This window comes from Streptomyces sp. NPDC059897 (genome assembly GCF_042730865.1).
GTDB lineage: Bacteria > Actinomycetota > Actinomycetes > Streptomycetales > Streptomycetaceae > Streptomyces.
Genome location: NZ_JBHWKQ010000008.1, coordinates 114604 through 129685, shown reverse-complemented (window position 1 = coordinate 129685; position 15082 = coordinate 114604). Strand labels below are relative to the sequence as shown.

General features: G+C 70.2%; 11 protein-coding genes. 2 read left to right on the top strand and 9 right to left on the bottom strand.

Annotated features, from left to right (window positions below; all coding sequences use genetic code 11):
* Nucleotide 1: 1 nt before the first annotated feature.
* The gene (ltnD, locus tag ACFV9W_RS11860; RefSeq protein WP_385758430.1) at nt 2–982 is read right to left on the bottom strand and encodes an L-threonate dehydrogenase; all 981 of its coding nucleotides are present in this window, start codon (nt 980–982) and stop codon (nt 2–4) included.
* A 338-nt stretch (nt 983–1320) separates the two neighbouring features.
* Here ltnD and ACFV9W_RS11855 point away from each other — a divergent pair, with 338 nt between their 5' ends.
* Nucleotides 1321–2883, top strand: coding sequence for a polysaccharide lyase family 1 protein (locus ACFV9W_RS11855; protein ID WP_385758428.1), 1563 nt, complete (start codon nt 1321–1323; stop codon nt 2881–2883).
* Nucleotides 2884–3094: 211 nt separating this feature from the next.
* Here ACFV9W_RS11855 and tnpB read toward each other — a convergent pair whose 3' ends face one another.
* The 3 genes from tnpB to ACFV9W_RS11840 form a co-directional block, all read right to left on the bottom strand.
* On the bottom strand, nt 3095–4612 hold the full coding sequence (gene tnpB / locus ACFV9W_RS11850) for an IS607 family element RNA-guided endonuclease TnpB (RefSeq protein ID WP_385758425.1): 1518 nt from the start codon (nt 4610–4612) through the stop codon (nt 3095–3097).
* A gap of 169 nt (nt 4613–4781) precedes the next feature.
* Nucleotides 4782–6341: an AbgT family transporter gene (locus tag ACFV9W_RS11845; protein WP_385758422.1), complete on the bottom strand. Its 1560-nt coding sequence runs from the start codon at nt 6339–6341 to the stop codon at nt 4782–4784.
* Nucleotides 6338–7579, bottom strand: coding sequence for an amidohydrolase family protein (locus tag ACFV9W_RS11840; RefSeq protein ID WP_385758419.1), 1242 nt, complete (start codon nt 7577–7579; stop codon nt 6338–6340). The genes ACFV9W_RS11845 and ACFV9W_RS11840 overlap by 4 nt, the downstream gene beginning before the upstream one ends.
* A 90-nt stretch (nt 7580–7669) precedes the next feature.
* On the opposite strand from ACFV9W_RS11840, the gene ACFV9W_RS11835 reads away from it, so the two are divergent.
* Nucleotides 7670–8779: an Lrp/AsnC family transcriptional regulator gene (locus ACFV9W_RS11835; RefSeq protein WP_385758416.1), complete on the top strand. Its 1110-nt coding sequence runs from the start codon at nt 7670–7672 to the stop codon at nt 8777–8779.
* On the opposite strand, the gene ACFV9W_RS11830 is transcribed toward ACFV9W_RS11835, so the two are convergent.
* From ACFV9W_RS11830 to ACFV9W_RS11810, 5 genes are all read right to left on the bottom strand, one after another.
* The gene (locus tag ACFV9W_RS11830) at nt 8780–10255 is read right to left on the bottom strand and encodes an MFS transporter (protein WP_385758413.1); all 1476 of its coding nucleotides are present in this window, start codon (nt 10253–10255) and stop codon (nt 8780–8782) included. It lies immediately after the preceding gene.
* 159 nt (nt 10256–10414) lie between these two features.
* Nucleotides 10415–11728, bottom strand: a complete 1314-nt coding sequence (locus ACFV9W_RS11825; protein ID WP_385758410.1) for an amidohydrolase/deacetylase family metallohydrolase — start codon at nt 11726–11728, stop codon at nt 10415–10417.
* 35 nt (nt 11729–11763) lie between these two features.
* Complete coding sequence (locus ACFV9W_RS11820) at nt 11764–12255, bottom strand: RidA family protein (protein ID WP_385758407.1); 492 nt, start codon at nt 12253–12255, stop codon at nt 11764–11766.
* A gap of 50 nt (nt 12256–12305) precedes the next feature.
* The gene (locus ACFV9W_RS11815) at nt 12306–13916 is read right to left on the bottom strand and encodes an aminotransferase class V-fold PLP-dependent enzyme (RefSeq protein WP_385758404.1); all 1611 of its coding nucleotides are present in this window, start codon (nt 13914–13916) and stop codon (nt 12306–12308) included.
* A gap of 66 nt (nt 13917–13982) precedes the next feature.
* Nucleotides 13983–14972: a LysR family transcriptional regulator gene (locus tag ACFV9W_RS11810; RefSeq protein WP_385758401.1), complete on the bottom strand. Its 990-nt coding sequence runs from the start codon at nt 14970–14972 to the stop codon at nt 13983–13985.
* Between the last annotated feature and the right edge of the window lie 110 nt (nt 14973–15082).

Below are 15082 nucleotides of genomic sequence, written 5' to 3'. Positions count from 1 at the left end.
GTCAGTTCTCCTTCTGGGGCGCGGGCCGGGGCGCGGGCGTCGGCTCGGCCCGGGTCGCGGACTCGGGCTTCGGCTCGGGCAGTTCGATGCCCGGGAAGATCTTGATGACCGCGCTGTCGTCCTCGCCGCCGAGCCCGGACGCGGAGGCCTGGAGGAACATCTGGTGGGCGGTCGCGGACAGCGGCAGCGGGAACTTCTCGGGGCGTGCCGAGTCCAGGACGAGCCCGAGGTCCTTGACGAAGATGTCGACGGCGGAGAGTGGTGTGTAGTCCCCGGCCAGCACATGGGCCATGCGGTTCTCGAACATCCACGAGTTGCCCGCGCTGTGGGTGATCACCTCGTACAGCGACTCGGCCGGGACACCCGCCTTGATGCCGAGGGCCATGGCCTCCGCGGCGGCGGCGATGTGCACGCCCGCGAGCAGCTGGTTCACGATCTTGACCTTGGAGCCGAGGCCCGCGGTGTCACCGAGCCGGTAGACCGTGGCACTCATCGCGTCGAGCACGGGGTCGGCGAGCGCGTAGGCCTCCGGGGCGCCGGAAGTCATCATCGTCAGCTCGCCCGTGGCGGCGCGGGCGGCGCCGCCGGAGATCGGGGCGTCCAGGCAGCGCACACCCAACTCGCCGAGCCTGCCCTCCAGTTGGGCGGCGAAGGCGGGGTCGACGGTGGAGCACATGACGTAGACGGAGCCGGGGCGCAGCCGGTGGGCGGCGCCGTCGTCCCCGGAACCGAACAGCACCGACTCGACCTGCGCCGCGTTGACGACGACACCGACGAGGACGTCGACGTCGGCCGCCAGGTCACCGGCCGTGTCGTAGGCGGCGCCACCCTCGTCGGCGAAGGCTGCGGCCACGTCGGCGCGCAGGTCGTGGACCGCCACGTGGAACCCGGCGGCACGCAGGCTGCGCGCCATGCCGAGCCCCATGGCCCCGAGGCCGACGACGCCTACGCGGGGCCGGTCCTGTCGATCCTGGTCGTGCATGGGTGTCTGTCCCTGTCTCTCGCCGTGGGCCGGGGCCGTGGGTCGAGGCCCGTGGGCCGTCGAGCGCAGGTCATATGATGACCTGACGTCGCCGGTGAGTACAGGGTGATGCCGGTCACAGGTGGGTGACGGTGTCCACGTCGGGGGCAGGGGGCGCGGGTCCGCCGGAAGTTGAGTCACAAGCGGTGCGCGGGACCTTGCCACCCGATCCGACGGCACTCTATTGTCCCGCGCAGAAAGCGCTTTCCCCGCTCTTCGCCGGTCATCACACCGGTCGCACCGGCATGCCCAGAGCACCTGAATCAGTGCGCTGCACTGCACCGGAAGGGATCCACGAAATGCAGTTACCCAGACCCGTCGCGCTCCGCCTCACCGCCGGCATCGGCGCGCTCGCCCTCGCGGGCGCCGCCGCCATGACCCTGTCGACGTCCGAGGCGTCGGCCGCCGTGACCGGCACCGCCACCGGCTACGCCACGCAGAACGGCGGCACCACCGGAGGCGCGGGCGGAGCGACCGTCAAGGCCACCACCGGCACCCAGATCCACGCGGCCCTGTGCAACCGGGCGAGCGACAGCACCCCGATCACCATCGAGGTCGAGGGCACGATCAACCACGGCAACACCAGCAAGGTGTCGGGCGACAGCTGCAGCACGGCCGATGGTGTCATCGAGCTCAAGCAGATCAGCAACGTCACCCTCGTGGGTGCCGGAAACGGTGCCGTCTTCGACCAACTCGGCATCCACATCCGCGAGTCCAGCAACATCATCATCCAGAACGTGACGGTCCAGAACGTCAAGAAGTCCGGCTCGCCCACCTCCAACGGCGGCGACGCCATCGGCATGGAGAGCGATGTCCGCAACGTCTGGGTGGACCATGTGAACCTGCTCGCCTCAGGCGGCGAGTCGGAGGGCTACGACGGCCTCTTCGACATGAAGGACAACACCCAGTACGTCACCCTCTCGTACAGCACGCTGCGCAACTCCGGCCGCGGCGGCCTGATCGGCTCCAGCGAGACGGAGCTGTCCAACGGCTTCATCACGTTCCACCACAACCTGTACGAGAACATCGACTCCCGCGCCCCACTGCTGCGTGGTGGCACGGCGCACATGTACAACAACTACTACGTGAGCCTCAACGAGTCGGGCATCAACTCCCGCGCGGGGGCGAAGGCCAAGGTCGACAACAACTACTTCAAGAACTCGAAGGACGTCCTCGGCACGTTCTACACGACCGCCGCCGGATACTGGCAGGTCAGCGGCAACACCTTCGACAACGTGACATGGTCGGGCGCCGCGAGCGACTACAAGCCGGCCGGGCCGAACCCGACGTCGAACACCACGGTCTCGATCCCGTACGCCTACACGCTCGACGCGTCGTCCTGCGTACCGGGTGTCGTGGGCGGGACGGCGGGCGCCAACAAGGGCATGAAGGTGTCGGACGGCAGCTGCTCGCCGCAGACACCCACACCGGCACCGACGCCCACGCCGACCGATCCGACGCCGACACCGACCGACCCGGCGCCCACGCAGCCCTCCGGCACCAACCTGAGCATCGGTGCGGGCGCCGACGGCTCCAGCAAGGCGGACGGCACCAGCTACGGCAACGTACGCGACGGCAGCATGACCACCTACTGGTCGCCGAGCGGCCCGACCGGCTCGGTCTCGGTCAAGTGGGGCACGGCCACCGCGGTCTCCCAGGCGAACATCCGGGAGACGGCGGGAGCCACGGGCCGCATCAAGGCCTGGCGGCTCCTCAACGGTGACACGGGCGCCGTGCTGACCTTCGGCACCGGCGCGGGTGCCACCTCCTTCCCCAAGACCTCGCTCAAGAAGCTCACGCTCGACATCACGAGCGCGAGCGCGGCGCCGCAGGTCGCGGAGTTCGAGACGTACGCGCAGTAGACGGACGGCGCCCCGCCCACCGGCATGGAGGCCGGGGGCCGGGGCGCCGGGATCCGGTGGTGAGGGCCAGCCGTGGCACGCGATGGACCCCTGACCTTCAGGGTCGATGAGTACTCAGTGGCCTGCGTGGGTGCCACGGTCGCGGCGAGCGAGGCGACGGCTGCGGGCTGGGCGCGTAGCGGTAGCGCATGAGGTTCCGTTGCTCTGACGATCAGGAAGTCTCAGCAATCCCGGCGTTTCTGTCGGGATGGTCCGTAACGGTCTCGCCGGGGTGCGGTGCGCGGTCCGGTGTCCTGTTGACGGTCTCCCGTTTCCTTCCCTGCCGGAGGCTGGGGATCGCGCCGCCTGCCCGCCCCGTCCCGGCCTTGCGGCGCGGGCGGTTAGTGCGGGTCTTGTGGTCGGCTCCACGGGGATTCGATCCCACCATGGTGGGATCCAGGTCTCCGGCCACTCCGGTACCTGTACTGGTGGTGGTCCGGGCCGCGAGGGCGGCCAGGTTGCGTGAGGCGTTGTCGTCCCGGTCCAGGACGAGAGGGCAGGCATCGCACTCGAAGACCCGGACGCTGAGGGGCAGTTTGGCTTTCACCGCACCACAGCCCGAGCAGGTCTTCGAGGAGGGGAACCACCGGTCGGCGACGATCAGACGAGTGCCGCGCCGACGGGTCTTGTACGTGAGCTGACGGCGGATCTCACTGAAGGAAGCATCCGCGATCCGGCGCGCCAGGCGCCGATTGCGGCCCATCCCGGCCACATTCAGGTCCTCCATGACGATCGTGCCGTACGCGGAGGCCAGGCGGGTAGTGAGTTTGTGCAGGGTGTCCTCGCGGAGGTTCGCCACCCGGTGATGGATCTTGTTGCGTGCCCGATTCGCCTTCTCCCAGCGCTTCGAGCCCTGCTGCCCGGTACGCCGGTCGGGTCCCTGGCGGCGCGAGGCGACCCGGCTGGCGCGGCGCAGCTGTCTCTGAGCCCGCTCCAGGTGGTGAGGGTTGGGCTCCTTCCCAAGAGTGCCGTCGCTGCCCGCGAGGACGGCGAGGGTCTTGATGCCGAGGTCGATGCCGACCGCTGCATCGGGGCGGGTGACCTTGGTCAGCTCGTGGCGCTGTTCGACCTGGAGGGCGACGAACCAGCGTCCCCGCTCCAGGCGGACAGTCGCGGACAGGATCCGCAGGTGCCCGGCATCGGCAAGGGCGCGCAGGCGGGAGGCGTCCTCGTGGAGCCGGATGGTGCCGATTCGGGGCAGCGTGACATGGCGTCCGCTCGGCTCGATGCGGATGGCGCCGGTGGTGAACCGGCAGGACAGGCGCGCCGTGCGCTTCGGCTTGAACCGCGGCACGCCCATCCGGGCCCCCTTGCGCCTGCCGCTCTTCGATTTCGCGTAGTTGTCGAACGCGGCCGAGGCATGGGCCAGGCCGGTGTTGTAGGCCTCCTTGGAGTTCTCCTGCCACCAGTCGGCGAACCGCTCATCGGTGCGCTTGGCCGCGTTGAAGGCCTTGCGCAGCGCGGGAAGTGACCACGACCGCCACGGGGTGAGCCGGTCTCCGGTGATGCCGTAGGACTGTTCGGCCTTGCGCTGCCACCACACGGCCGTCACATGGGCGACCGCCCAGTTGTAGGCGGCCCGCGCCGCGCCCGCGTGCGAGTGCAGTCGGTTCGTGGCCTGTGTGTTGGGGTCCAGGGCGAGCTTGTGTGCCAGGACGGTGAACCCCGGCTGCGACTCGAACTTCCGCATCCCCTATCCCCTCTCTGCTTACCCGGCCCCGGTAGCGCGGTCGTATTGTCCAACGAGGCACCCGCCATCGGGACACGCGAGCGGCAATCGAAAACCCCTTCTCTCCTTCGGGGCGCCACAGCGCCAAGCCGCTCTGCGAGCGATACATGTGTGGAGAAATGTGTGCAGGTCAGGGTGTGCTGATGGAGGCTCCCGGCCCCAGCGGGATGTCGAAGCCGTAGAAGATGCCGAGCACCGCCAGCCACGCCACCAGGAACGGCACCACGAACACCGACAGCCGTGAGAGCAGGGAGCCGAGTTGGGCCTCCGGCTCGTAGCGTTTGAGGACCGTGAGGAGCAGGAAGACGTAGGGGTTGAGCGGCGTGATCATCTGGGTGGCCGAGTCGCCGATGCGGAACGCGGCCTGGGTGACCGCCGGTTCCATGTGCAGCAGCATGAACGCCGGGACGAAGACCGGGGCCACCAGGGACCAGAGCGCCGAGCCCGATGTGATGAAGAGGTTCAGGACGCACACCAGGAGGACGAAGGCCACCAGGCCCAAGTAGCCCGTCAGGCCCACCGATTCGAGCAGCGCCGCGCCCTTCACCGCCAGCAGCGTGCCCAGGTTCGTCCAGTCGAAGACGCCGATGACCTGCGCGATGACCAGGATGAGGACGATGTACGCGGACATGCCCGTGATCGCGTCGGCCATCATTCGCGGCACGTCCTCGAAGCGTGTGACCGCCTTCACCGTACGGCCGTAGACCGTGCCGGCCAGGAGGAACGCCACGAAGAGGAGCGGCACGATGCCGTCCAGTACGGGGGAGGGGACCAGTGCCCCGCCCTCGCCGCGCAGCGGGGAGCCGGGCAGCAGCCAGCAGGTGATGACCACGGCGGCGTAGGCGAGGACGACCAGGCCCGCGCGGATCATGCCCCGGCGTTGGAGGGCGGTGACCTCCGTGGTGACCTCTCCGTCCGCGTCGGTGCCGTCCGCCGTCGGGCGCGGCAGCCGCGGTTCCAGGACCCGCGAGATGAGGAAGCCGCCGATGAGGGCCAGGACGACGCTCGCCGACGCCGTGTAGAAGTAGTTGATCAGGATGTGCGTCGGGGCGTCGCCGCCCTGCGGGAGGACCTGCGCCGCTTGGTGGGTGATGCCCGTGTAGAGGGCGTCGAGCGCGCCGATCGTGAAGCCCGCCGCGTAGCCCGCGCACACGCAGGCGAAGCCGCCGATGAGGCCCGCGACCGGGTTGCGTCCCGCGTTCTTGAACACCAGCGCGGCCAGCGGCGGGATCACCAGGATCGCCACGTCGCTCATCAGGTGCGCCTGCGCCGCCACGAACGCGACCAGATAAGGCAGGAGCCACTTCGGCGCGCGCGAGATCGAGGCCCTGACCATCGTCTCGAGGAGGCCCGTCCGCTCGGCCACACCCACCGCCGCCATCATCAGCAGCACCGTGCCGAGCGACGGGAAGCCGGTGAAGTTGGGGATGAAGTTCTCCAGGAGCCAGACCACGCCGTCCCCGGTGAACACCCCCTGTACGGCGACTGTCTTGTCCTCGCCGGGTATCCGCACCGTCGCGCCCGCCGCTGCGAGCGCGGTGGACGCGGCGCCGACCAGGACGAACAGGCCGAGGAAGAGGAGGACCGGGTGGGGGAGTTTGTTGCCCACCCGCTCGATGCCGGACATGGCCTTGTCGATGAAGCCGGCTCTGGTGTGCTCCTGCTCGGGGGCCGGCGTCTGTGTCGTCATGTCCCGAGTCCGTTCTTGCGGAGTGTGCCGCCCTGCGCGACGAGGACGACGTTCGCGGGGTCGGCGAGCAGTGTGATGTCGGCGAGCGGGTCGCCCTCGCACAGCACCAGGTCGGCTTGCTTGCCCGGCTCCAGCGTGCCGATCTCGGCGTCCAGGCCGAGGAGTTCGGCGGCGGACCGGGTGCCGGTGGTGATCGCCCGCAGTGGTGTCATGCCGAGGGCCACGAGGTGGGTGAGTTCGCGCAGGTTGCGGCCGTGCGGGACCATCGCCGCGTCCGTGCCCATGGCGATCCTCACGCCCTCGGAGATCGCCGCGGAGATGTTCTCCTTGGTGATCCCGGACCAGCGGACCTTCTTCTCGTAGTGGTACGGCTCCATCGTGGCCTTGTCGATGCCGTCGAAGACCGTGGACAGCGTCGGGACGACGAACGTGCCGCGCTCGCCCGCGAGTTCACGGGCCTGCGCCGACATGCCGTAGCCGTGCTCGACGCTGGTGACACCGCCGCGGATCGCGTTGAGGATGCCCGCCGTGCCCTGCGCGTGCGCGGCGACCGGGCGGCCGCCGTGCCGGGCCAGCTCCTCGACGACGGTACGGATCTCGTCCTCGGTCAGGCCCTCGTCGTCGGGGTGGTCGTAGGGGCTCGACATGCCGCCCGTGGCACACACCTTGATGACATCGGCGCCCGAGCGCAGCAGCTTGCGCACAGCGAGCCGCACCTCGTCCGGGGTGTCGGCGATCTCGCCCATCCCGGAGCTCGGGTCGAAGCCGCACTCGGTGGCGAAGTCGGCGTGGCCGCCGGTGTGGGAGAGGATGCGGACCGCCGTGTGGATGCGCGGCCCCGTGGTCAGGCCCTGCTCGACGGCTGTGCGGTACCCGGCCGGCAGTCCGCCGAGGTCGCGCACGGTGGTGACACCCGCGTCGAGGGTGGCACGCAGCCGCTCGGCGGTGCGGAAGGTCTCGACCGTGGTGTCCTGCTCGTAGCGGCGCACCATCTGACGCGCGGACTCGACACCGAGGTGGACGTGGGTGTCGATGAAGCCCGGGAGGAGCGTGCGGCCGGCCGCGTCGATGGTGCGTACGCCGGGCAGGGCTTCCGGCGCCGTCGCCGCCGGGCCCGCGTAGGCGATGAGGCCCTCGGCGTCGACGACGAGCGTGGCGCCCTCGACGGGTGCGGCGCCGGTGCCGTCGATGAGGCGGGCGTTGGTGATGCGGAGCGAGGAAGGCTGTTGGGAACTCATGAGCGAACACTGTCGGATTCGGCGATGACGAACACGTAAAATCGCAGGAACCTGACCTGGTCCACCTATCTGTGCAGGATTTCGGCCACCGTGAGAACGCAGCATTCAGAACCGGCGACGGAGCGGCGCACCGTCGCGGAGCCGGCCGGACCGGTTGCCGCCGAGCGGGGCGCGGCGGACCGCACCCGGGTCGACGAGCTCGATCTCGCGCTCGTGCACGCCCTGCAGATCAACACCCGCGCCCCGTGGACACTCATCGGCGAGGCCCTCGGCATCGACCCCGTCACCGCCGCCCGACGCTGGGAGCGGCTCGCGAAGAGCGGGGCCGCATGGGTCGACGGGTACCTCGCGCTCGACCGCGACGAGGGATCGGTGTACGCGCAGGTCGAGATCGACACCGGTGGGCATCTGCCGGAGGACGTGCTGACCTCGCTCGCCGCGGACACCCGGATGCTCAGCCTCAAGCAGACGTCCGGCGGGCGCGATCTGCTGGCCATCGTGGGCGCCTCGTCGTTCGACGACCTGGCCCAGTACACGGGGGAGCGGATCTCCCGGCTGCCCGGGGTGCGAGGCACCCGCATCCATGTCATCACGGCGGTGCCCTTCGAGGGCGCGCAGTGGCGGCTGCGGAGCCTCACGCCGGCCCAGCGCGCGCTGCTGCGCCCGGAGTACGCTGATGCGGAGAGCCCCGTCCCCGACGAGCCGATACGTCCCATCGACCGGCGCATCGCGCACGCGCTCGGCAGCGACGGGCGGATGCCGCTGTCGGGCCTGGCCCGCGCCACCGGGGCGAGCACCGCCACCGTCCGGCGCAGGCTGCGCGTACTGGCCGCGGGCGGACGCCTCTCGCTGCGGTGCACGCTGGCCCGGCCGCTGACGGAATTCCCGGTGTCGGCCGTCTACTTCGGGTCCGTGCCCGCCGAGAACCTGGACCCCGCGGTGCAGGCCCTGCGGACCCTGCCGGGACTGCGCATGTGCAGCATCACCGCGGGCACCCACAACCTCATCCTCGACATCTGGCTGCGCACACTGGCCGAGGTGCACACCACGGAGGCCCTCCTCAACCGCCGCCTGGCCGACCTCGGCCTGCGCATCACGGAGCGCGCGGTGGTGCTGCGCACACTGAAGCACGCCGGTCGACTCCTCGACCGGCGCGGCCACAGCGTGGGCGCGGTGCCCCTCAGATCGACGGGCGACTGATCAGTTCGACCGGAGACTGAGCTCCCGCTCCTCGGCGTCCGCGTCGAAGCCCACCGGCTCCCAGCGCTTCACGAGCAGCGCGACGAGGCCGAGTACGGGAGCGCCGAGAATCACCCAGTACACACCGGTCCCGAGCCCGGCGCTGAGGATCGGGAAGAAGAACAGCGTGAGCGTCGAACCGAGGCGCAGCACCGCCTGGTTGAAGCCGATGGAGACACCGCGCATCGAGGTGGGGAAGCCCAGCGAGGCGTAGCTCATGATGTGTGCGCCGGGCCCGAATCCCTGGGCGAACATGAACGCCCCGAGCATCAGGATGCCCGCCGTGACGACGGCGGTGCCCGAGGGCTGTCCGATGAGGGCGAGCACAGTGATCGCCACCAACTGGATCGCGAAGCCCAGCGACATCATCGGCCAGGCACCCTTCGTCGACGCCCAGCGGATGCCGAGCAGCCCGCCGGTCAGGGCGAAGACGAGGTTCAGGGTGAAGGACGACGCGATGGTGGTCAGCGGGCCCTGCGTCATGAGCGTGGCGATGATGATCGGCAGGCCGAACGCGACGGCGTTGTAGCCGAAGGTCTCCGCGAGGCCGACCGTCACCGACTGAATGGTGCGGGTGCGGTACGGGCCCTTGAAGAGGCGCGCGTAGGAGGCGATCCCGGGCCGCTGCGGGCGCTCGGTCTTCCCCTGTACGTCGTCGGGGACATAGGCATCCACCCCGTACGACTGCCGCAGGATGCTCGCCGCGCCCTCCAGGTCGCCCTGGTCGGCGGCCCAGGTCGGGGACTCGTTCATGTAGCGGCGGCGCAGCAGCAGCACCACGAGCGCGGGGATCGCGCCGAAGCCGACGGTGAAGCGCCACAGCCAGCCCAGGTGCGCGTCGGGCAGCAGGAAGTACAGCGCCATGATGACGAGGTAACAGCCACTGGTGGCCGCGTACCAGGCGGGCGACCAGGCGGCCGTGCGCGAGCCCTTGCTGCCCTTGCCGCGCAGCCGGGAGAACTCGGCGAGGAACGCGATGGCGACCGGGATGTCCATGCCGACACCGATGCCCATCACGAACCGGGCGCCGATCAGCGTCCACGCGTCCTGCGCGAGAGCGCACACCAATGCCGTCACGACGAAGAACAGCATGTTGGCCATGAAGACGCGATAGCGCCCTATTCGGTCCACGAGCCAGCCGCCGACGAGCGCGCCGATCAGCGAGCCGACACTGATGGAGGCGGTGACGACACCGGCCATCGTCGAGCTGAGTCCGAACTGCTTCGTGATGTCGGGGAGCCCGTACGCGAGCGAGCTGAGGTCGTACGCGTCGAGGAAGATGCCGCCGAGCGCGATGATCACGATCATCCGGGCGTGCTTGCCGCGCGCCGTACCGGAGTTGACCAGATCCGAGACATCGGCCGCGGACCGGATCGCCACCGGTCCGGACGCCGCCTCCGCCGGCGTGGGTGAGGGCAGGGAGGAAGTGGTGCTCACGGGGGCCTTCCGGGGGTGCGGGTGTCTGCGGGTGACAGGTGTGTCGCGGTTATAAGACCCAGCACCGGACGGGCCTCGTCCATTGGCCCGCAGGCTGGACACTGGGGTGCGCGGCCCCCGGCCGGCAGCCGGGGCCCGCTCACCGAAGGTGCTCGCCGCTCAGTGCTCGTGCTCCCCGGTGTCCGGCTTCGCGCCCGGCGTCCACTTCTGCGCGGACTTCCCGTTGAGGTCCCACACCACCTTGCCGGCGCGGACCGTCAGCTGGGTGGTGAGCTTGCGGCTGCCGTCGATCCGGTAGCCGAAGCTGTCGACGTAGCCGAACTTCCCCTTGTCGAGGGAGAACAGGGCCAGGTCGGCCGGGGCGCCGACCGAGAGGTTGCCCAGATCGGAACGGCCGACGGCCTTCGCGGGCTTCCAGGTGGAGGCCTCGACGACGTCCTTCAGCGGCATGCCGAGGGTGAGGAACTTGCCCATGATGTTCGGCATGTCCTTCATGCCGGCGTTCATGCTGGTGATGTGCAGATCGGTGGAGATGGTGTCTGGCGCGAAGCCCTCCTTCATCGCCTCGACGGCCACGTCCCAGCTGAAGCTGCCGCCGCCGTGCCCGACGTCGAACAGCACACCCCGCTCCCGGCCCTTGTGCAGACCGGAGTTGAGCTTGCCGCTGTCGAGCAGCTCGCCCCGCAGCCCCGAGTACACATGGGAGTAGATGTCGCCGGGGCGCAGCTTCTCGCCGAGGAGCTGCTCGATCGGCCGCTCGGGGTGGTTGGCGCCGAAGTCGACCATGACCGGCAGGTCGGCCTTCGTACCCGCCTCGACTGCGTTGTCGACGGCGGCCCAGTCCTTGCCCTCGTAGTGTGCGGTCTTGATGCCGACGACGGTGTCCGGGTGCTCGGCCGCCTTCTCCGCCGCGGGCCCCGGCTTCATGTCACCGACGTCCTGCTCGACCTTCGCGCCGCCCATGCCCTTGCCGACGATGTTGAGGAAGGCGAGGACGCGGGTCTGGGACCGGTCGATGATGTTCTTCTTGAACAGGTCGAAGTTGGCCGCGCCCGCGGAGCCCGCGTCGACCGCCGTGGTGACACCGGTGCGGAAGGTGAAGCCGTCGGGTGCCACCCCGTTCTTGCCGTTCGCGTAGTCGTCCTCCGGGCCCGGGAACAAGTGGGCGTGCAGATCGACCAGGCCGGGAGTGAGGTAACCACCCGCCGCGTCGACCTTCTGTTTCGCGGCGGAGGCGTCGATGTCCTTCGCCACCTTCGCGATCTTCCCGTCCTTGACCGCGACGTCGCGGACCGCGTCCACGTCGTTCTTCGGGTCGATGACATGGCCGCGCTCGATCACCAGGTCGTAGGCCTCGGCCTGCGATGTCGCGGCCGCGGTCGAAGGCGACAGAGCGCCCGCCGTCGCCGCGCCGAGTGTCAGTGTCAGGGCCGCCGGAAGCACCAGCCAGTGGGCCCGCTGTCTTGTGCGCATGAAGACTCCCTCGTCGTTCGGACCGGTGGGGCGACTCAGATGACGGCGATGCAGTCGATCTCGACCAGCGAGTCGCCCGGGATGCCTGCCGCCGCCGCGATCGTCGTGCGCACACCGGGCTCGCGGCCCCAGCGGCCGAGGAAGACCTCGTTCATCCCGTCGTAGTCGTCGAGGGTGTTCAGATAGACGTTGACCTTGAGGACCTTCTCCATCGAGGAGCCCACGGACTCCAGATAGCGCTCCACCTCGTTCAGCACATGGTCGGTGTGCGCGCGGATGTCACCCTCGAAGTGGGCGCCGATACCGGAGATGAAGACCATCGAGCCGTACGTGACGATGGGGCTGAACAGCGGGTTCTCCGGCGGCTCCGCGCCGTCCGGGTAGTGCACCTCCTTGCGCGGCTTGGCCGGCCTGCCGTGCTGGGCGTCGGCCGCCGAGGCCGTGCCCGCGCCGGCCACGGCCGGTACGGCGGCGATGGCCGCCACGGCGGGGGCCTTGCGGATGAAGTCCCGTCGGTTCGAGGTCATGCGTCCTCCGGTGAAGGTGAGGTGATCGGGTGGGGATGACTGCGGGGGGCTCAGGACGTACGGGTCGCCTTCCAGCTGCCCTTGAGGTACTCGCCCAGATCGACGCGACCGCTCATCTCGTCGCCGGAGAGCTTCCCGGTGAAGGCGTACGAGAGGGAGTCGCCGTGCTCCTCGCCGTACGAGCTGCGCACCGTCACCTCGTCGGCGCTGACGGAGCCCGTGGCGGCGCGCGAGACGAAGTCGCCGCGGTGGGTGCCGGTGAGCTTCGCGCCGTCCTGCTTCAGCGTCAGCTGGTGCTTGCTGGAGGTTCCGGCCGCGTAGGTGATCTCCAGGGACCAGGTGCCGCCGGCGTCGACGGAGGGCGGCTTCGGCTTCGCGGGGGCCGGGGGCGGGTTCTTGAGCCGTTTGACGATGTGGTCGGCGATGGTCCTCTCGTCGCCGGGCTCCAGCATGTACGGGGTGACGGCCAGGCCCGAGAGCGCCGGATCCTTGCTGCCCGCCGGGTTGATGGCGATGCGCGGCTCGCCCTCCCACAGGGCGTCCACGATCGTCTGGCCGAGGACGCCGTGCTTCTCGGTGTTCCAGAACAGGTTGAGCGTCGGTGTGCGGTTGGAGAGGCCCTCCGGCTGGACGAGCTCGGAGGTGACACCCGGGACCGCGGCGGAGACCCGCTTGGCGATGGTCCGCAGCCACGAGGTCCACTTCGCGTACTCGGCCTTGTGGTCGCGGCGCACCCACATCTCGACGGCCGCGAGCATGCCCATGGCCTCTTCCTTGCCGACCTTGAAGCCGCGGGCGTAGCCGTGGTGCGGCGCGCTGTGCACCCACGCCGCGCGCACCAGGTCCTCGCGGCCGAGCAGGATGCCCGCCGACTGCGGCCCGCGCAGCGCCTTCCCACCGCTGTACGCGACGAGGTCGGCGCCGCGCTGCAGATGGACGTTGGGGATGGTGAGGACCTCGGCGGCGGCGTCGACCAGGACCGGCACGTCCTTCGCGTGGGCGAGGTCGGCGATGGTCTTCAGATCCAGTTCGCTCTCGTCGACGCGGGGCATCGCGAAGACGTACACGAGCGCGGTCCGCGGGCCGAGCGCCGCCTTCAACTCCTCGAGCGTGGCCACCTCGACGACCTTCAGGCCGACGGCGCTGATGGCGGCCTCGTACACGTTCCGGGAGTGCTTGGGGATGATCGCCTCGGTCTTGGCGAAGCCGCTCAGGTCGGGGATCTGGATGTGCAGGTCCGGGTTGCCGCCCGCCGTGCAGGCCGCCGACGCGTGGGTCAGGGCCGCCGAGCAGCCGGAGCTGACCATGCCGAACTCCGCGCCGGTCAGCTCGCCGAGCCGTCTGCCGACGCCGTCGGCCAGCTCGTCCAGCTGCACGTACTGCCGGGACGCCGCGTCGATGGCCTCGCGCACCTCCGGCAGGATCAGCGAACCGCTCAGGACGGTGTAGGTGCCGCGGCCGTTGATGAGGGGGCGTACGCCGATGCGCTCGTAGCCGCCCTTCTTCGCGGCGGCGGCGGTGGTGGTAGCGGCGTCGGCGGCGCCGGTGGACCTGTCGGCGGCCATCGCCTCCCCGGGCAGCAGCGAGCCGAGCGCGAGCGCCCCGCCGGCCGCTGCGCTCCGGCCGAGCATCGTGCGACGTGTGACTGGGTCAGTACGCATCCGAACCCTCAACTTCCGCCTCGTTGACCGGTGTTGGGCACACGCTAGGAACGCCGTCGGCCGGCGTTAAGCGCGCCGTGCTGATGCGGGTATTCGCAAGTTGGATGAACCGTTCCGGGTGTCCTCCGTGAGGTCCCGGGTGCCCGGTGGCGCCTGTGACGCCTCGATCTCGCGCAGCAGTGTGCGTGCGGGGGGTGTCAGGGTCCGGGTGGTGGACCAGTGCACCGCGACCCGGCGCCCGCAGGGCACGTCGAGTCTTCGCGCCACGACGCCCGAGGTGTCCGCGGTGGCGACGGCGAGGAGGTTGGTGACACCGATGCCGAGGCCGCTGCGGACCAGCGAGATGAGGGTCTGCGGCTGATTGGTGGCCTGGACGGCGTTGGGTTCGAGGCCGCGTTCGCTGAAGGCGCGGTACGTCTCGAAGCCCATCGCCTCGGGGGAGCCGAGCCGCCCGATGGTGATCAGGGGGTGCGCGGCCACCGCGGCGAGCGGCAGCGGCTCCGGCAGCTCGGCCAGCAGGTGGTCGGGCGGATGGACCGCGATCAGGCCCTCCCACCACAGCGGCCGCGACTCCACCGAAGGGCCGGGCGGAGGTGCCATCGGGCGCAGGCAGACGTCCACCTCGCCGCTCGCGAGCGCCGCGTCGAGCTCCAGGGTGGAGCGCTCGACGAGGACCACCTTGATGGCGGGGCGGGTACGTGCCATCCGCTCCAGGAGCTGCGGCACGAACGCCACGCTCGCGCTCGGGTAGCTGCCCAGTGTCACCACGCCCCGCGCGGCGCCGCGGTACCCGGCCATCGCGGCCTCGGCCCCCGCGAGCCTGCGCAGGATGGCACGGGCGTGCTCGGCGAGGACCGCGCCCGCGTCGGTGGGTGTCACCGGGCGCCGGTCGCGGTCGAACAGCGGCACCCCCGCCTCCCGTTCGAGGGCGGCGACATGCATGCTCACGCGCGGCTGGGAGCGGTGGGTCAGCTCGGCCGCCGCGCTGAAGCTGCCGGTGTCCACGACGCCGAGGAAGGAGACGAGCCATTCGAGACGCAGATCGGAACGGAGCATGCCTCTCGTCTACCGCCGCCCGAGCGCCGCGGACCAGAAGGGACCGGCTTTCAGAGGAGGGCCGATACGGTTTCCGAATAGCGTGCGGAACCCTGAACACGCCCGCCCCG

Excerpts from the sequence above, each read along its gene's own strand:
- ACFV9W_RS11845 (WP_385758422.1), bottom strand. The coding sequence starts at position 6,341 with ATGACGACACAGACGCCGGCCCCCGAGCAGGAGCACACCAGAGCCGGC.
- ACFV9W_RS11820 (WP_385758407.1), bottom strand. The coding sequence starts at position 12,255 with ATGACCTCGAACCGACGGGACTTCATCCGCAAGGCCCCCGCCGTGGCG.
- ACFV9W_RS11815 (WP_385758404.1), bottom strand. The coding sequence starts at position 13,916 with ATGCGTACTGACCCAGTCACACGTCGCACGATGCTCGGCCGGAGCGCA.
- ACFV9W_RS11840 (WP_385758419.1), bottom strand. The coding sequence starts at position 7,579 with ATGAGTTCCCAACAGCCTTCCTCGCTCCGCATCACCAACGCCCGCCTC.
- ACFV9W_RS11810 (WP_385758401.1), bottom strand. The coding sequence starts at position 14,972 with ATGCTCCGTTCCGATCTGCGTCTCGAATGGCTCGTCTCCTTCCTCGGC.
- tnpB (WP_385758425.1), bottom strand. The coding sequence starts at position 4,612 with ATGCGGAAGTTCGAGTCGCAGCCGGGGTTCACCGTCCTGGCACACAAG.
- ltnD (WP_385758430.1), bottom strand. The coding sequence starts at position 982 with ATGCACGACCAGGATCGACAGGACCGGCCCCGCGTAGGCGTCGTCGGC.
- ACFV9W_RS11825 (WP_385758410.1), bottom strand. The coding sequence starts at position 11,728 with ATGCGCACAAGACAGCGGGCCCACTGGCTGGTGCTTCCGGCGGCCCTG.
- ACFV9W_RS11855 (WP_385758428.1), top strand. The coding sequence starts at position 1,321 with ATGCAGTTACCCAGACCCGTCGCGCTCCGCCTCACCGCCGGCATCGGC.